This is a genomic window from Streptomyces sp. NPDC107517 (assembly GCF_055582645.1).
The window spans coordinates 151,641-168,679 of record NZ_JBVJPM010000005.1 but is presented as its reverse complement, the minus strand read 5'-3'; the positions used below and the strand labels follow the sequence as shown (position 1 = coordinate 168,679).

Genomic DNA, 17,039 nt, shown 5'->3' with positions numbered 1-17,039 from the left:
CTACTGGGCCGACTTGGAGTACAGATGGGTGAGCACCTGGCCCGTGTCGGGGAAGTTGTAAGCCGCGGGCTGGGCGTAGGGGTTGTCCTCGGTGGGCCAGCCGCCGATGTCCTTGGTGTTGTACTGGAACCAGTCGACCGACTCGACGACCGGGATCAGCGGTACGTCGTCGATCATGTACTGGGCGACCTGCTTGACGATGCCGACCTGCTCGGTCTCGCTCGCCGAGGCGTAGTCGTTGAGGAGCTGGTCGACCTTCGGGTTCTTGTAGCGCTCCCAGTTGCTGGCGGCGTTCTTGCCGAGCGGCGCGGTGTTCGCGGAGTGCAGCATCTGGCGCAGCTCGTAGTACGGGGTGGGGCCGCTGGTCTGCTGGCTGTAGTAGGCCAGGTCGTAGTCACCGGTGTAGAGCTTGCCCACCATGGTCTGCTGGGCGAGGTCCTGGACGGTGAGGTCGATGCCGACCGCCTTCAGGTTCTGCTTGATGACGTTCAGCGAGGCGTCCCAGTCGGTGTAGCCGGTGATCGTGATGATCTTCAGCTTGAGCGGCTTGGACGGGGAGTAGCCGAGCCCGGCCATCAGCTTCTTGGCGCGGGCCGGGTCCGGCTTGTCGAAGCCCGCCTTCTCCACGGCCGCCTTGTCGTAGTACTTGTCGAACGTCGGGGTGACGATGCCCGACTGGTTCGCGGCCGGCTCCTGTCCGCCCACACCGATCTTGGAGACCTTCTCGCGGTCGATGGCGTACGAGATCGCCTGCCGGACCTTGAGGTTGCTGGTCATCTTGTGGGACGGGTCCAGGTTCGGGTGGATGCTGACGTTCTGGACGGGCGGCGACCACGTGTGGTTGTCGGGCGACTTGTCCAGGTAGAACTGCTTGATGCCCGGGATGAACTGGCTGCCCCACTGCGCCTTGCCGTTGGCGAGGTCGAGGTTGGCGGGGCCGTTGTCGAGGTAGGCCGGGTACTCGACCTTCTGGATGTACGGCTTGCCCTGCTGCCAGTAGTCCGGGTTGGCCGTGTACTGGATGTTGTTCGGCGAGCAGGGGTCGACCTCGAAGGGGCCGGTGCCGACGGGCTTCTTGTCCACCCACGTGTCGGGATGGGCGGCGGCCGCGCCGGTGCCGAAGACGTGCTCGGGCACGATCGCGACCTGGTGGGCGAACGCGTAGAAGTAGGGCTGCGCCGCCTTCTCGAACTTCAGGCTGACCATGTCGCCGGAGGCGGTGGCCGACTGGAGTCCGGCCGTGGTCCACAGGGCGTACAGGTCGGTGGACTTGACGCGCTTCATGAGGTTGAAGGTGAAGGCGACGTCCTTGGCGGTGAACGGCTTGCCGTCGTTCCACTTCACGCCGGAGCGGATCGTGAAGTCGATCTGCGTCTTGTCGGCGTTCCACCGGTAGCTCTTGGCGAGCATCGGCGTCTCGGCCTGGTCCTTGAGGGTGTTGACGTGGATCAGGGGTTCGTAGACGAAGCCTATGGAGGTGTTGTAGACCGCCGGGTTGAACGGGTTGAAGTTGCAGGTCCAGGTCTGCCCCGCCGTGTTGGCGATGGTGACCGTGCCGCCCTTCTTCTTCGGGCCGCTGCTCTGTGTGGCGTTGTTGCCGTCGGAGTCGCCTTTGTGCTTGGTCTCCGAACAGGCCGTCGCCGTCACGGCGAGCGCGCCGATGACCGCTGCGGCGAGGATGCGCGTGGGCCTCATGTCCTGCCAGTCCCTTCGTGGGCCGGGTGCGTCAGGTTCCGGTGCGCGCGGCCTCGACGGCCAGCGCGAGTGCCCCGAGCAGGGGCGCGTCGTACGGATGCGCTGCGGGTACGAGCTGGGGCGGATAGGGCACGGCCGCGTCCAGGGCGTGGCGCAGCCTGTCGTGCAGCGCCTCCCAGGAGCGGACCATGCCGCCGCCGACGACGATCCGCTCGGGATCGACGGCGATGGCGAGGTTGACGAGGTGGAAGGCCAGCTCGTCGACGAACTCACCGATGTGACCGGCGAGTTCGGTGGATCCTTGCGCCTGCGCGGCCTGACTGAGGGCCTTGCCGCTGACGACGTCCTCCAGCGGGATCCGCTCTCCGGAGGCCAGGCCGACATCGGCGGGTGCCCGCAGGTTGTAGCCGATCTCGCCGGACGCGCCGTGCCGTCCGGTCAGGACCGTGCCGCCGGCCACGATCGCGACGGCGAGGCCGGTGCCGAGGTTGACGTACAGGCCCGGGTCGCAGCCCTTCAACGCTCCGGCATCGCACTCGTAGCGGGCAGCGGCCTTCACGTCGGTGGCCAGGCTCAGCTCCGACTGCGGGAATTCCAGGGCGAGTTCACGGCCCAGTGCCAGGTCTTCCCAGCCGGGGATGTTCGGCGAGAGGGCGACGCCGTCGGCGCCGGGGATGCCGATGGTGGACACCCCGACGGCGACGGGTTCACGGCCGTCGAGGAGGATTCGGGCGGCGCCCACGGCCCTTTTGAGGCCTGCCTGTGCGCCGTGCTCCGCCGCGGTCTCGACGGTGACGTCGTGCAACCGGGTGCCGTGCTGGTCTGCGACGGTCAGGGCCGTCTTGGTGCCGCCGAAGTCGAGGGCGAGGACGACGGGCGTGGATGGAGGCACGTTCACATGGAGCTCCTCACGCGGGAGGGAGGCACCAGTAAAGTTACGTAACTAAACGAGGTGGCCCGGACTGTACGCGCGATGCGCCGCGCGCGTAAGCCCTCTCGCCCGCAACGGAGTTGATGATCTTTCGGGCCTCCGGAGCCTTTGGAGCTTTCCGAGCTCTCGGGCAACGACAGGGCCCCCGGGAAATCCCGGGGGCCCGTCCGTTCGGCGTGCGCGGTCAGCCGGTGAATCCGGCGGTGATCTTCGTGAACTGCCAGTTGTCCTGGCTGATGCCGGAGCAGTTCTCCGCCACTCCCCCGCCCGCGCACGGCCGGTCGCGGTTGACCGACCAGAAGGCGAGGCGTGCGATGCGGTGGCTGTTGGCCCAGTCCTTGACCTGGGTCCAGATCGCCGGCGTCGTGGTCTCCTGCTGGTCGCTGAGGCCGTTCATGCCGGAGATGCCGATGTGCGCGTACGCCGTCGCGTCGTCCCAGCCGAAGACCGACTTGAGCTTGGTCTTGAGGCCCTCGGCGGCGTTCACCGTGTTGCCGTACATGTCGGAGCCGCCGCCGAAGTCGAACGGCATGATCGTGAAGACGTCGATGTCCGCGTTCAGGGCCTTGGACTGCTCGATGAGGCGGTTGCCGTAGTACGTCGGTCCGGTCGTCGAGGTGCCGAAGGTGAGGATCGTGCGCAGGCCCGGGTTGTTGGCCTTGACGATCTTCAGGGCACCCAGGACGCGGTCCTGGACGGCTTCGTTCTCGAACTCGTCGGAGTTCTCGATGTCGACGTCGATGGCCTTGAGCCCGTAGGCGTCGATGACCTTCTGGTAGGCGCCCGCGAGGGCTTCGGGGGTCGAGCAGTTGGGGCCGAGCTTGTTGCCGCTCCAGCCGCCGATGGACGGGACGACATCGCCGCCCGCGGAGCGGATGGCGTTGATCGCGGTCTGGTCCTGGCCGCCGGTGAGGGCGCGCTGGCCGTCCCAGGCGGGGTTGCAGCCGCCGGAGGAGAGGACGAACGCCATCGTGAACCACTTGACGCCGGTCGCGTTCATGACCGTGGCCGGGCTCGGCGGATCACCCCAGCCGGTGTAGAGGTACGGGGCCGCCTGCTTGAAGCCGGTGCCGCCGCCGGAGCCCTGATCGGTGGTCACGGAGACCGAGTTGGAGGCGGCGGAGGAGTTGCCGGCCGCGTCATGGGCCTTGACCGTGAAGGTGTACGCGGTGCTCGGGGAGAGGCCGCTGACGGTGGCGCTCGTGCCGGAGACCGTCAGGAGCTTGTTGCTGCCGCCGCTGTAGATGTCGTAGCCGGTGACTCCGACGTTGTCGCTCGACCCGGTCCAGGACAGGGAGACACTCGTCGAGGTCTTGCCGGTGGACTTCAGGGCCGTCGGGGCGGTGGGCGCCTGGGTGTCGCCGCCCCCGCCACCGGGCCCGTCGAGGCTGATGTCGTCGGCGTAGTAGGTGCCCTGCGCGTACCAGCCCTGGGTGTAGACGGTGGCGCTGGTCTGGGAGGCGCCGGTCGTGAACTGCACGGTGAGCTGGCTGTACGCGGTCGGGGACTGCGTCCAGGTCGAGGCCCCGCCGTCCACGCCGAGGTAGACGTAGTTGCCGCGCACCCATCCCGAGAGGGTGTACGCGGTGTTCGGCTGGACGGAGACGGTCTGGCTGCACTTCGCGTTGTCGCTGGAACTGGCCGCCCCCGACAGGGCTTTGGTACCGCCGTGGACCGGGCTGGACACGATCGAGCCGAGCCCGCCCGAGCAGGTCCACGGACTCGTGCTGCCGCTCTCGAAGCCCGCGTTGGACAGCACGTTCGCCGCCTGCGCGGTGGTGGGGAGGGCGACCGCGCCGGCCACGGCGAGTGCGGCGGATCCGATGAGGGCGAGAAGGCGGGGCCTTGCGGAGCGTCTCTTGCGTCTGGAGAACACACGAACTCCCGGTGGGGGCAAGGGGATTGGACCGGACACAACACCAGCGGCGCGCGAAGCGCGACCACCAAGTTGGTATGGACCAATCCCCTTGTCAAGACCCCGCGTTCACTCGGCTCACTCGTGTCCGGGCGCCCGCACGTTCCACTCCGCGATCACCGGTCGCCCGTGCTCCGTCGAAAGGCGGCTCACCGTCCCGGTCGCCAGCTGGAAAAGGCGGCCGTCCGCCGGGGCGAGGCCCAGGCGGCGGGCCGTCAGCACGCGCAGGACGTGGGCGTGGGCCACGAGGACCACGTCGCCCTGCGCGAGCGCGGGCGCCACACGGGCCAGGACGCGGTCGGCCCGCTCGCCGACGGCCTCCGGGGACTCGCCGGGCCCGCCCTGAGGACCCTGCGGGACGCCCTGGGTCCACAGGTCCCAGTCGGGGCGGGTGCGGTGGATCTCGCGTGTGGTGATGCCTTCGTAGGCGCCGTAGTGCCACTCGTGAAGATCCGCCTCGGCCCTGGCCCCGCTCAGGCCCGCGAGGTCGGCGGTGCGGACCGCGCGGCCGAGCGGACTGGTGAGGACGAGTGCGTACGGACGTCCGGCGAGGAGCGGGGCGAGGGACTTGGCCTGTTCCTCGCCGTGCTGGGTGAGGGGCTTGTCCGTCCAGCTGGTGTGCTGTCCGGACAGGCTCCACTCCGTTTCGCCGTGGCGGACCAGCAGGAGGTCGCCCATGGCTGTCGTCTCCCCCTGATTACTTCTTCTCGACGGCGTGGCCGCCGAACTGGTTACGCAGGGCGGCGATCATCTTCATCTGCGGCGAGTCGTCCTGACGCGAGGCGAAGCGCGCGAAGAGGGACGCGGTGATCGCGGGCAGGGGCACCGCGTTGTCGATGGCCGCCTCGACCGTCCAGCGGCCCTCACCGGAGTCGGCGGCGAAGCCGCGCAGCTTGTCCAGGTGCTCGTCGTCGTCCAGCGCGTTGACCGCCAGGTCGAGCAGCCAGGAACGGATGACCGTGCCCTCCTGCCAGGAGCGGAAGACCTCACGCACGTCGGTGACGGAGTCGACCTTCTCCAGGAGCTCCCAGCCCTCGGCGTAGGCCTGCATCATGGCGTACTCGATGCCGTTGTGGACCATCTTGGAGAAGTGCCCGGCGCCGACCTTGCCGGCGTGGACGTAGCCGAAGTCCCCTTCGGGCTTGAGGGCGTCGAAGACCGGCTGGACGCGGGCGATGTGCTCCTTGTCGCCGCCGACCATGAGGGCGTAGCCGTTCTCCAGGCCCCAGACGCCGCCGGAGACACCGGCGTCGACGAAGCCGATGCCCTTGATGGCGAGCTCGGCGGCGTGCTTCTCGTCGTCGGTCCAGCGGGAGTTGCCGCCGTCCACGACGATGTCGCCGGGCGAGAGCAGTTCCTTGAGCTCGTCGATCGTGGACTGGGTGGCGGCGCCCGCGGGGACCATCACCCAGACCACGCGCGGGCCTTCGAGCTTCTCGACGAGCTCGGCGAGGGAGTCGACGTCGGAGACCTCGGGGTTGCGGTCGTAGCCGATGACGGTGTGGCCGGCGCGGCGGATGCGCTCGCGCATGTTGCCGCCCATCTTGCCGAGGCCGATGAGTCCGAGCTGTATCGCGGTCATGTCTGTCTTCACTTCTTCCGGAGCGTGCGGTAGGTGGCGACGAGCGCCTGGGTGGAGGCATCGAGGCCGGGGACGTCGGCGCCCTCGGTGAGGGCGGGCTCGACGCGCCTGGCGAGGACCTTGCCGAGTTCGACGCCCCACTGGTCGAAGGAGTCGATGTTCCAGACGGCGCCCTGGACGAACACCTTGTGCTCGTAGAGGGCGATGAGCTGGCCCAGGACGGAGGGCGTGAGTTCCTTCGCCAGGACGGTGGTCGTGGGGTGGTTGCCCTTGAAGGTGCGGTGGGGCACCTGGGCCTCGGCGACGCCTTCGGCACGGACCTCGTCGGCGGTCTTGCCGAAGGCGAGGGCCTGGCCCTGCGCGAACAGGTTGGCCATCAACAGGTCGTGCTGGTCCGCCAGTTGGGGCGAGAGTTCGCCGACCGGCCGGGCGAAGCCGATCAGGTCGGCCGGGATGAGCTTCGTGCCCTGGTGGATGAGCTGGTAGTAGGCGTGCTGCCCGTTGGTGCCGGGGGTGCCCCAGACGACAGGGCCCGTCTGCCAGTCCACCGGGCGGCCCTCGCGGTCCACGGACTTGCCGTTCGACTCCATGTCGAGCTGCTGGAGGTACGCCGTGAACCTGGACAGGTAGTGCGAATACGGCAGGACCGCGTGCGACTGGGCGCCGTGGAAGTTGCCGTACCAGATGCCCAACAGGCCCATCAGGAGAGGGGCGTTGGACTCGGCGGGGGCGGTGCGGAAGTGTTCGTCGACGAGGTGGAAGCCGTCGAGCATCTCGCGGAACGCGTCCGGGCCGATCGCGATCATCAGCGAGAGGCCGATGGCCGAGTCGTACGAGTAGCGCCCGCCGACCCAGTCCCAGAACTCGAACATGTTGGCCGTGTCGATGCCGAAGTCGGCCACCTTCTCGGCGTTCGTCGACAGGGCGACAAAGTGCTTCGCGACCGCGGAGTCGTCGCCGAGCGCGGCGAGCAGCCAGCTGCGCGCGGAGGTCGCGTTGGTGATCGTCTCGATCGTCGTGAACGTCTTCGAGGCGATGATGAACAGCGTCTCGGCCGGGTCGAGGTCGCGGACGGCCTCGTGCAGGTCCGCACCGTCCACGTTCGACACAAAACGCACCGTCAGGTCCCGGTCCGTGAAGGACCGCAGGACCTCGTACGCCATCGCCGGACCCAGGTCGGAGCCGCCGATGCCGATGTTCACGACGTTCTTGATGCGCCTGCCGGTGTGGCCCGTCCACTCGCCCGAACGGACCCTGTCCGCGAAGGCGGCCATCTTGTCCAGCACGGCGTGGACCTCGGGGACGACGTTCTCACCGTCGACCTCGATCACCGCACCGCGCGGAGCCCGCAGCGCCGTGTGCAGCACGGCCCGGTCCTCCGTCGTGTTGATCTTCTCGCCGCGGAACATGGCGTCGCGCTGCCCGAACACGTCGGTGGCGGTGGCCAGTTCCTGGAGCAGGGCGAGCGTCTCGTCCGTGATCAGGTGCTTGGAGTAGTCGATGTGCAGGTCGCCGACCTGGACCGTGTAGCGCGCGGCACGGTCCGGGTCGGTGGTGAACAGATCCCGCAGATGGACCTGGCGCTGCTTCGCGCGGTGGTCCGACAGGGCCGTCCACTGGGGGCGGACCGTGAGGTGCGGGGTGGTGTCAGGCATGTTGAACGCGCTCCTTGGTGCCGTCGCCGCGCAGGGCGACGGCGTACATCTCGTCCGCGTCGAGGCGGCGGAGTTCTTCGGCGATCAGCTCGGAGGTGGTGCGGACCTTGAGGGCCAGGGTGCGCTGCGGCTGGCCGGGCAGGGTGAGCTGCGCGAGGGGGCCCTCGGGACGGTCGATGCGGATCTCGCCGCCGGCTGTGCCGAGGCGGACGGCCGTGACGACCGGGCCCGCGGTGGTGACGCGGTCGACGGGCACGCCGAGGCGGGCGCCCAGCCAGCGGGCGAGCAGCTCGGCGCTGGGGTTCTCGGCCTCGCTCTCGACGGCCGCCGAGATGATCTCGGCCCCGGCCTGGTCGAGGGCGGCGGCCAGCATGGAGCGCCACGGCGTGAGGCGCGTCCAGGCGAGGTCGGTGTCGCCGGGGGCGTACGAGGCGGCACGGGCGGCCAGCGCGGACAGCGGGTCCTCGACGGCGTACGCGTCGGTGATACGGCGCTGGGCGAGGGCGCCCAGGGGGTCCTTGGCGGGGACGTCAGGGGCGTCGACGGGCCACCAGACGACGACGGGCGCGTCCGGGAGCAGCAGCGGCAGGACGACGGAGTCGGCGTGCTGGCCGACCTCGCCGTACAGACGCAGCAGGACGGTCTCGCCGGTGCCGGCGTCCGCGCCGACGCGCACCTCGGCGTCGAGGCGGTTGCCCTGGCGGTCGCGCGGCGAGCGGGCGTGCCGCTTGATCACGACGAGGGTGCGCGAGGGGTGCTCGCGGGAGGCTTCCTCGGCGGCCTTGATGGAGTCGTAGGCGTTCTCCTCGTCGGTCACGATGACCATCGTGAGGACCATGCCCACGGCCGGGGTGCCAATCGCCCTGCGGCCTTGCACCAGGGCCTTGTTGACCTTGCTTGCCGTCGTGTCGGTGAGGTCGATCTTCATGGCCTGCGCCAGCTCCGTCCGTCTCGTGCGAGCATCTCGTCCGCTTCCTTCGGGCCCCAGCTTCCCGAGGCGTACTGCGCGGGCCGGCCGTGGCTGTCCCAGTGGCCCTCGATCGGGTCGAGGATCTTCCAGGACTCCTCCACCTCCTCCGTGCGGGGGAAGAGGTTGGCGTCGCCGAGCAGGACGTCCAGGATGAGCCGTTCGTACGCCTCCGGGCTGGACTCGGTGAAGGACTCGCCGTAGGCGAAGTCCATCGACACGTCCCGGATCTCCATCGACGTACCCGGGACCTTCGAGCCGAAGCGTACGGTCATGCCCTCGTCGGGCTGGACGCGGATGACCACGGCGTTCTGGCCGAGTTCCTCCGTGGCGGTGGAGTCGAACGGGGAGTGCGGGGCGCGCTGGAAGACGACGGCGATCTCGGTGACGCGGCGGCCGAGGCGCTTGCCGGTGCGCAGGTAGAAGGGGACGCCCGCCCAGCGGCGGTTGTCGACCGACAGCTTGATGGCCGCGTAGGTGTCGGTCTTCGACCCGGGGTCGATGCCGTCTTCCTGGAGGTAGCCGGGGACCTTCTCGCCGCCCTGCCACCCGGCCGCGTACTGGCCGCGGACGGTGTGCTCGCCGAGATTCTCCGGCAGCCGCACGGACTTGAGGACCTTGAGCTTCTCGGTGAGGAGCGACTCGGCGTCGAAGGAGGCGGGCTCCTCCATGGCGGTCAGCGCCATGAGCTGGAGGAGGTGGTTCTGGATGACGTCACGGGCGGCGCCGATGCCGTCGTAGTAGCCGGCGCGGCCGCCGATGCCGATGTCCTCGGCCATCGTGATCTGCACGTGGTCGACGTAACTCCGGTTCCAGACGGGTTCGTACATCTGGTTGGCGAAGCGGAGGGCCAGGATGTTCTGGACGGTCTCCTTGCCGAGGTAGTGGTCGATGCGGAAGACCTGATCGGGGGCGAAGACGTCGTGCACGATCGCGTTGAGTTCGCGGGCGCTGGCCAGGTCGTGGCCGAACGGCTTCTCGATGACGGCGCGGCGCCAGGAGCCCTCGGGCCCGTCGGCGAGGCCGTGCTTCTTGAGCTGCTGCACGACCTGCGGGAAGAACTTCGGCGGTACGGAGAGGTAGAAGGCGTAGTTGCCGCTGGTGCCGCGCTTCTCGTCGAGGTCGTCGACGGCCTCGCGCAGCTGCTTGAACGCCGTGTCGTCGTCGAAGTCGCCGGGGATGAAGCGCATGCCTTCGACGAGCTGCTGCCAGACCTCCTCACGGAACTCGGTGCGGGAGTGCTCGCGCACCGCGTCGTGGACGACCTGGGCGAAGTCCTGGTCCTCCCACTCGCGGCGGGCGAAGCCGACGAGCGAGAAGCCCGGCGGCAGCAGTCCCCGGTTGGCGAGGTCGTAGACGGCCGGCATCAGCTTCTTGCGGGACAGGTCGCCGGTGACTCCGAAGATGACGAGCCCGGAGGGGCCCGCGATGCGCGGCAGGCGGCGGTCGCGGGGGTCCCTCAGCGGGTTCTGCCAAGCAGTGGTGCTCACTTGGCCTGCGCCTCCTTGCCGGCGAGGCGGTTCGCGACGGTGCCGAGCAGGTCGTTCCAGGCGACGTCGAACTTGGCGACGCCCTCGTCCTCGAGCTGCTGGACGACCTCGTCGTAGGAGATGCCGAGCGCGTCGACCGCCTTGAGGTCGGCGCGGGCCTGCTCGTAGCCGCCCGTCACCGTGTCGCCGGTGATCACGCCGTGGTCGGCGGTGGCCTTCAGGGTGGCCTCCGGCATGGTGTTGACCGTGCCCGGGGCGACGAGCTCGTCGACGTACAGGGTGTCCTTGTACGCGGGGTCCTTGACGCCGGTGGAGGCCCACAGCGGGCGCTGCCTGTTGGCGCCGGCGGTCTCCAGCTTCGTGGCGCGCTCGGAGGCGAAGACCTCTTCGTACGCCTCGTACGCGAGGCGGGCGTTGGCGAGGGCGGCCCTGCCCTTGAGGGACCCGGCCTCGTCGGTGCCTACCTGGTCGAGGCGCTTGTCGATCTCGGCGTCGACGCGCGAGACGAAGAAGGAGGCGACGGAGTGGATGCCCGCCAGGTCGATGCCCGCGGCCTGCGCCTTCTCCAGACCCGCGAGGTAGGCGTCCATGACGGCCTTGTAGCGGTCGAGGGAGAAGATCAGGGTGACGTTGACGCTGATGCCGAGGCCGATGACCTCGGTGATGGCCGGGAGGCCCGCCTTCGTCGCAGGGATCTTGATCATGACGTTCGGGCGGTCGACCAGCCAGAACAGCTGCTTGGCCTCGGCGACGGTGGCCACGGTGTCGTGGGCGAGGCGCGGGTCGACCTCGATGGAGACGCGGCCGTCGCGGCCCTGCGTCGCGTCGTACACGGGGCGCAGGATGTCGGCGGCGGCGCGGACGTCGGCGGTGGTCATCATGCGGACCGCCTCGTCGACGGTGACGCCGCGGGTGGCGAGGTCGGCGAGCTGCTCCTCGTAGCCCTCACCGGAGCCGATGGCCGCCTGGAAGATCGAGGGGTTCGTCGTGACGCCCACGACGTGGCTGTTCTCGATCAGCTCGGCGAGGTTGCCGGACTCGATGCGCTTGCGGGACAGGTCGTCCAGCCAGATGGAGACGCCTTCGCCGGCGAGGGACTTGAGGGGCGTGACGGTGGAGTCGGCGTTGCTCATGTTCTTCAACTTCTTTCGGGTGTACGGGTGCGTACGGGTCAGGCGCGGGCGGCGGTGAGGGACTCGCGCGCCTGGGCGGCGATGTTGTCGGCGGTGAAGCCGTACTCGGCGAAGAGCGTGGCGGCGTCGGCGGAGGCGCCGAAGTGCTCCAGGGAGACGATGCGGCCGGCGTCGCCGACGTAGCGGTACCAGGTCAGGCCGATGCCGGCCTCGACGGCGACGCGCGCCTTCACGGACGACGGCAGGACGCTGTCCTTGTAGTCCTGCGACTGCTCCTCGAACCACTCGACGGACGGCATCGACACGACGCGCGTGCCGATCCCCTCGGCCTCCAGCTGCTCGCGGGCGGCCACGGCGAGGTGCACCTCGGAGCCGGTCGCGATCAGGACGATGTCGGGCGTCGCGGTGGACGCCTCACGCAGCACGTAACCGCCCTTCGCCGCCTGCTCGTCGAGCTCGTACGTGGGCACGCCCTGGCGGGTCAGCGCGAGGCCGTGCGGGGCGGGCTTCGTGGTGCCGCGGCGCAGGATCTCGCGCCAGGCGACGGCGGTCTCGTTGGCGTCGGCCGGGCGGACGATGTTCAGACCCGGGATGGCGCGCAGGGAGGCGAGGTGCTCGACCGGCTGGTGCGTGGGGCCGTCCTCGCCCAGGCCGATGGAGTCGTGGGTCCACACGTACGTGACGGGGAGCTGCATCAGCGCGGAGAGGCGGACGGCGTTGCGCATGTAGTCCGAGAAGACGAGGAACGTGCCGCCGTAGATGCGGGTGTTGCCGTGCAGCGCGATGCCGTTCATCTCGGCGGCCATCGAGTGCTCGCGGATGCCGAAGTGGATCGTGCGGCCGTACGGGTCGGCCTCCGGCAGCGGGTTGCCCTTCGGGAGGAACGAACTGGTCTTGTCGATGGTCGTGTTGTTCGAGCCCGCGAGGTCGGCCGAGCCGCCCCACAGCTCCGGGATGACCGGGCCGAGCGCCTGCAGGACCTTGCCGGACGCGGCGCGCGTCGCGACCTTCGTGCCCTCGTCGAAGGACGGGAGCGCCTGCTCCCAGCCCTCGGGGAGACGGCCGGCGACGATGCGGTCGAGGAGGGCGGAGCGCTCGGGCTCGGCCGTGCGCCACTCGCCGAGCCGCTTGTCCCACTCGGCGTGCGCGTCGGCGCCGCGGTCGAGGGCCCCGCGGGTGTGCGCGATGACGTCGTCGGCGACCTCGAAGGTCCGCTCCGGGTCGAAGCCGAGGACGCGCTTGGTGGCGGCGATCTCCTCGGCGCCGAGCGCGGAGCCGTGGGACGCCTCGGTGTTCTGCGCGTTCGGGGCGGGCCAGGCGATGATCGTGCGCATCGCGATGATGGACGGGCGGCCGGTGTCGGCCTTCGCCGCGGCCAGGGCCTCGTACAGGGCGTGCACGTCGGTGTCGCCGTCGGCCTTGGGCTCGATGCGCTGCACGTGCCAGCCGTAGGACTCGTACCGCTTGAGGACGTCCTCGGAGAACGCGGTGGCGGTGTCGCCCTCGATGGAGATGTGGTTGTCGTCGTAGACGAAGACGAGGTTGCCGAGCTTCTGGTGGCCGGCGAGGGAGGACGCCTCGGCGGAGATGCCCTCCTCCAGGTCGCCGTCGGAGACGATCGCCCAGATGGTGTGGTCGAAGGGGGACTCGCCCTCGGGGGCCTCGGGGTCGAAGAGGCCGCGCTCGTAGCGGGCGGCCATCGCCATGCCCACGGCGTTGGCGACACCCTGGCCGAGCGGGCCGGTCGTCGTCTCGACACCGGCGGTGTGGCCGTACTCGGGGTGGCCCGGGGTCTTCGAGCCGTGGGTGCGGAAGGCCTTCAGGTCGTCGAGCTCCAGCTCGTAGCCCGAGAGGAAGAGCTGGGTGTAGAGGGTGAGGCTGGTGTGGCCCGGGGAGAGGACGAAGCGGTCGCGGCCGGTCCACTCGGGGTCGGCCGGGTCGTGGCGCATGACCTTCTGGAAGAGGGTGTACGCGGCGGGGGCCAGGCTCATCGCCGTGCCGGGGTGGCCGTTGCCGACCTGCTGCACGGCGTCGGCCGCGAGCAGGCGCGCGGTGTCGACGGCACGCCGGTCGAGGTCACTCCACTCGAAGGGGCCGAGGGCGTCCGGTGTCTGCGTGCTCATCTGTACGACTTCCTTCGCATCCGTTGTGCATCCGAGGTACCGAAAGGCACCGCCCGACCCGGCCGAAAGCCCTGGTCGAACTACATACGAATCTAAAGGTCATACTTTTGGCGCGGCAGGTGCCCCCGTGCCAGCGGTCGGTGAAAATGGGACACCTATCAGAGGCCGAGCCGGTTTGAGTCAAGGAAATCGAATGACGGAGCAGGGCGGCGCCCATCCGAGCGCACATATGGGAGACCCGGAGCACATCCGTACGTATCCCTTCGACCCGAGCGCCAGCGTGTCCGGGGTCGGGATACAGATCGGCCCGATGGGCACGGAGGGCCCCTGGGCGGGCGGTGTCGGTCTGTCGCGCCGTGTGCACCGGATCGACTTCCACGTGCTGCTCTTCTTCCGCGAGGGCCCGGTCCACCACATGATCGACTTCACGGAGCACGAGGTCGGCGCCGGCGACATCCTGTGGATCCGGCCCGGCCAGGTGCACGGATTCTCGACGGGCGAGCGCTACGTCGGCACGGCGCTCACCATGCAGCCCGGCTTCCTGCCGCGCGCGATCGTCGAGGCGACGGGCCTCTACCGCTACGACCGGCCGCCCCTGCTCCACCCCGACGAGGCCCAACTCGCCGCCCTGGACGCCTCGTTGGACCAGCTCCAGCGCGAGTACCTGGACACGGCCACGCTCCCGCTCAGCCTGCACACCTCGGTCCTGCGGCACTCCCTGACGGCCTTCATGCTGCGGGTCGCCCATGTGTCGGCGCGGGCGGCGGCGGACGAGTGCAGGCCCCAGCCGGACACGACGTTCAGCCGCTTCCGCACGGCGGTCGAGCAGGGCTTCACCACGAACCACAGCGTGAGCGCGTACGCGGACGAGCTCGGCTACTCCCGGCGCACTCTCGTCCGCGCAGTGCGGGCGGCGACGGGCCAGACCCCGAAGGCGTTCATCGACCGCCGGGTGACCCTGGAGGCGAAACGCCTGCTCGCCCACACGGACCTGCCGGTGGGCCGCATCGGCGTGGCCGTCGGCATCGGCGACTCGGCGAACTTCTCGAAGTACTTCCAGCAGCACGCGGGCGTGACACCGGCGGCATTCCGGGCCGAACAGGCCTGATACGGGCCTTTTCCCCGGGTACGCACGGCCCTGCGGCGGCCCCGTTTCACCCTGCGCAACGAGGGGTTGACCGTTCCCCTGCCGCCCCTTACGGTGCTCGCACCTCCCACAGGTATATCGATTAACCACCCCGGCCCCCGTGGGCCCGCCCCGGTTGGAGACATACCGCTGTGCCCTCTGTGCCCTCGACGATGAGTCGGCGCGGATTCCTCGCCGCCGGTGGCTCGCTCGCCGCCGCCACCGCCCTGTCCGGCTGCTCCGCCCTCGCCGCGGCCGACGACGACCCCGACACGCTCGTGGTGCACAGCCAGCTCGGCACCACGGCCCCCGGCTCCCCCACCTACCTCTCGGCCCTGGACCGGTTCCGCAAGGAGACCGGCCTCAAGGTGCGCAACCTCGTCAACGGCGACGACCTCACGCAGGTCTACGAGACCTCGCGGCTGGCCCGCAAGGAGCCGGACGTCGTCATGGTGAACCTCTACGACAAGACGCTGGCCTGGACCGATGTCGGCGCCACCGTGGACGTGAAGGGCTACCTGGACGACTGGGGGCTGCGCGAGCGCGTGCTGCCCGTGGCCCTGGACGCGTGGACCGACGGCAAGGGACGGCTGCGCGCATTCCCGTACTTCGCCACGAACTGGCCGGTCGCCTTCAACCGGGCGCTCCTCGACCGGGCGGGAGTCGACGAGATCCCCGCCACCGGGGACCAGCTCATCGCCGCCGCAGGCAAGCTGCGCAAGAAGAACATCGCGCCGGTGACCGTCGGCGGCAACGACTGGACCGGGCAGAAGCTGCTCGCGCAGATCATCCAGACGTTCCTGACCGAGGACGAGGCCCGGCACGTCTACGCGACCGGGGACTTCGGCGGCCGGGGCGCACGGCAGGGCATCGACTACTTCGTCGAGCTGCGCGACGCCGGGGTGTTCGCCGACAAGGCCCAGGGCCTGACGTCGGACACGATGACCACGCATTTCAACACCCAGGCCGCAGCGATGCAGTCCGCCATGTCGTCCGCCCTCGCGAAGGTGCCGGCCGAGGTGGCGCGGCACACCGACGTGGGCGGCTGGCCGCTGGCCCCGGGCGCGGCGCACGACAAGCCGACGATCCTGCGCACGTACACGCTGATCGGCTTCTGGATCAGCCCGAACGGCACGAAGAAGATCGACGCCGTCGAGAAGTTCCTGCGGTTCATGTACCGCCCGGACACCGTCTCGCGGTTCATCAAGGAGGCCGGGCGCGACATGGCGCTGCGGTCCGACACGGTCAGCTCGGACTTCCCGCTGGTGGCGGAGGCGCAGCGGCTCGGCGGTGACGTGAGCCAGGTGCTGCTGCCCGACCTGTTCGTCCCGCCGGCCGCGACGCAGCCGCTGATCACGGCGACGAGTACGTCCTTCACGCGCGGCACGAGCGCGGCCGAGGTCCGCTCGGTGCTCGAGGCCGCGTACCGCGGCGTCTGACCGCCCGCCCCCCTCTCTCCTCATCCGTAAGGGAGTTGCTCATGACGACGATGACGTCGACAGCGGGCGAGACCGCGGTCCGCCGCCCCACCCCGTCTTCCCCGGACACCGCCCGGCGGCCGCGCCGCCAGGGCGGCACGGTCCTCGCCCTGCCCGCCCTCGTCTGGTACCTGGTCTTCATGGTCGGCCCGCTGGTCGCCATCTTCGTGGTGGCGGCGCTGCGCTGGCCGGGCATGCTGCAGCCGGTGTCGTTCGCCGGGTTCGACAACGTGCGCACGGTCTTCGACGACCCGGTGTTCTGGGACGCGGTGAGCAACACGGCGATCCAGCTCGTCGTCGCCGTCCCGGTGATGGTGGTGTGCGCGTACATGCTGGGCTACTACGTCGCGCAGAAGCCGCCCGGTCACAAGGTCATCCGGTATCTGCTGTTCATCCCCGGGCTGATCTCGACTCCGGCGAAGGCCATGGTCTTCTACGCGGCCCTCTCCCCCGACGGCCTGGTCAACGGCGGCCTGAAGGCGGTCGGTCTCGGCTCGCTCTCCGACGCATGGCTCGCCTCGCCCTCGACCGCCCTCGCGTGTCTGATCGCGCTGGACATCTGGGCGGGCATCGGATTCACGGCGGTGCTGTTCGCGGCGCGGCTCGGCAGTGTGCCGGACGAGCTGGGAGAGGCCGCACAGCTCGACGGGGCCGGGCACTGGCGGACCATGTGGCGTATCCACTTCCCGGTGATCAAGGACTATGTGGGCGTCGTGACGATGCTCCAGTTCCTGTGGACGCTGTTCGGCTCGGCGCAGCATGTGCTGCTGCTGACGCAGGGCGGTCCGGGCAGCTCGTCGACAACGCTGTCATTCCTCGTGTACCAGAAGGCGTTCATCGCGGCGGACCTCGGCTACAGCCAGACCGTCGGTGTCTTCCTCTTCCTCGCCGGACTCGTCGGACTGCTCGCCATCCGGCGTGCGTTCCGCCCGAACCACTGATCG

At 69.7% G+C, this 17,039-nt stretch carries 13 protein-coding genes; 3 read left to right on the top strand and 10 right to left on the bottom strand.

Translation table 11 applies throughout. From position 1 onward, the window contains the following. The 10 genes from ACZ67T_RS14220 to tkt form a co-directional block, all read right to left on the bottom strand. Nucleotides 1–1,695: an ABC transporter substrate-binding protein gene (locus ACZ67T_RS14220; protein ID WP_469983995.1), complete on the bottom strand. Its 1,695-nt coding sequence runs from the start codon at nt 1,693–1,695 to the stop codon at nt 1–3. A 31-nt stretch (nt 1,696–1,726) separates the two neighbouring features. Further along, a complete protein-coding gene (locus ACZ67T_RS14215) occupies nt 1,727–2,593 on the bottom strand; it encodes an ROK family protein (RefSeq protein WP_469983994.1) in 867 nt (288 codons plus the stop codon). Between the two features lie 217 nt (nt 2,594–2,810). Next, complete coding sequence (locus ACZ67T_RS14210; RefSeq protein ID WP_469983993.1) at nt 2,811–4,502, bottom strand: fibronectin type III domain-containing protein; 1,692 nt, start codon at nt 4,500–4,502, stop codon at nt 2,811–2,813. A gap of 117 nt (nt 4,503–4,619) precedes the next feature. Beyond that, the gene (locus ACZ67T_RS14205; protein WP_469983991.1) at nt 4,620–5,219 is read right to left on the bottom strand and encodes a histidine phosphatase family protein; all 600 of its coding nucleotides are present in this window, start codon (nt 5,217–5,219) and stop codon (nt 4,620–4,622) included. A gap of 19 nt (nt 5,220–5,238) precedes the next feature. Then, on the bottom strand, nt 5,239–6,114 hold the full coding sequence (gnd, locus tag ACZ67T_RS14200) for a phosphogluconate dehydrogenase (NAD(+)-dependent, decarboxylating) (RefSeq protein WP_469984417.1): 876 nt from the start codon (nt 6,112–6,114) through the stop codon (nt 5,239–5,241). A 17-nt stretch (nt 6,115–6,131) separates the two neighbouring features. Further along, nucleotides 6,132–7,778 carry a glucose-6-phosphate isomerase gene (gene pgi, locus ACZ67T_RS14195; RefSeq protein WP_469983989.1) on the bottom strand — a complete coding sequence of 549 codons (1,647 nt, stop codon included), beginning with the start codon at nt 7,776–7,778 and terminating at the stop codon, nt 6,132–6,134. After that, nucleotides 7,771–8,706 (bottom strand): glucose-6-phosphate dehydrogenase assembly protein OpcA, encoded by a 936-nt coding sequence (opcA, locus tag ACZ67T_RS14190; protein WP_469983987.1) that lies wholly within the window; start codon nt 8,704–8,706, stop codon nt 7,771–7,773. Before opcA ends, pgi begins: the two co-directional genes overlap by 8 nt. After that, the gene (gene zwf / locus ACZ67T_RS14185; RefSeq protein WP_469983986.1) at nt 8,703–10,235 is read right to left on the bottom strand and encodes a glucose-6-phosphate dehydrogenase; all 1,533 of its coding nucleotides are present in this window, start codon (nt 10,233–10,235) and stop codon (nt 8,703–8,705) included. Before zwf ends, opcA begins: the two co-directional genes overlap by 4 nt. Next, complete coding sequence (tal, locus tag ACZ67T_RS14180; protein WP_469983985.1) at nt 10,232–11,368, bottom strand: transaldolase; 1,137 nt, start codon at nt 11,366–11,368, stop codon at nt 10,232–10,234. The genes zwf and tal overlap by 4 nt, the downstream gene beginning before the upstream one ends. Nucleotides 11,369–11,406: 38 nt before the next feature. Next, on the bottom strand, nt 11,407–13,491 hold the full coding sequence (gene tkt, locus ACZ67T_RS14175) for a transketolase (protein WP_469983983.1): 2,085 nt from the start codon (nt 13,489–13,491) through the stop codon (nt 11,407–11,409). Between the two features lie 193 nt (nt 13,492–13,684). On the opposite strand from tkt, the gene ACZ67T_RS14170 reads away from it, so the two are divergent. The 3 genes from ACZ67T_RS14170 (at nt 13,685) to ACZ67T_RS14160 (ending at nt 17,036) form a co-directional block, all read left to right on the top strand. Then, nucleotides 13,685–14,599 (top strand): helix-turn-helix transcriptional regulator, encoded by a 915-nt coding sequence (locus ACZ67T_RS14170; protein WP_469983981.1) that lies wholly within the window; start codon nt 13,685–13,687, stop codon nt 14,597–14,599. Nucleotides 14,600–14,778: 179 nt separating this feature from the next. Then, on the top strand, nt 14,779–16,056 hold the full coding sequence (locus tag ACZ67T_RS14165) for an ABC transporter substrate-binding protein (protein WP_469984415.1): 1,278 nt from the start codon (nt 14,779–14,781) through the stop codon (nt 16,054–16,056). A 41-nt stretch (nt 16,057–16,097) separates the two neighbouring features. Beyond that, complete coding sequence (locus tag ACZ67T_RS14160; protein WP_469983980.1) at nt 16,098–17,036, top strand: carbohydrate ABC transporter permease; 939 nt, start codon at nt 16,098–16,100, stop codon at nt 17,034–17,036. The last annotated feature ends 3 nt before the right edge of the window (nt 17,037–17,039 follow it).

What these genes read in the sequence shown, in the direction of transcription:
- ACZ67T_RS14220 (WP_469983995.1), bottom strand. Translation starts at nt 1,695, where the DNA reads ATGAGGCCCACGCGCATCCTCGCCGCAGCGGTCATCGGCGCGCTCGCC.
- ACZ67T_RS14205 (WP_469983991.1), bottom strand. Translation starts at nt 5,219, where the DNA reads ATGGGCGACCTCCTGCTGGTCCGCCACGGCGAAACGGAGTGGAGCCTG.
- pgi (WP_469983989.1), bottom strand. Translation starts at nt 7,778, where the DNA reads ATGCCTGACACCACCCCGCACCTCACGGTCCGCCCCCAGTGGACGGCC.
- opcA (WP_469983987.1), bottom strand. Translation starts at nt 8,706, where the DNA reads ATGAAGATCGACCTCACCGACACGACGGCAAGCAAGGTCAACAAGGCC.
- tal (WP_469983985.1), bottom strand. Translation starts at nt 11,368, where the DNA reads ATGAGCAACGCCGACTCCACCGTCACGCCCCTCAAGTCCCTCGCCGGC.
- tkt (WP_469983983.1), bottom strand. Translation starts at nt 13,491, where the DNA reads ATGAGCACGCAGACACCGGACGCCCTCGGCCCCTTCGAGTGGAGTGAC.
- ACZ67T_RS14170 (WP_469983981.1), top strand. Translation starts at nt 13,685, where the DNA reads ATGACGGAGCAGGGCGGCGCCCATCCGAGCGCACATATGGGAGACCCG.
- ACZ67T_RS14160 (WP_469983980.1), top strand. Translation starts at nt 16,098, where the DNA reads ATGACGACGATGACGTCGACAGCGGGCGAGACCGCGGTCCGCCGCCCC.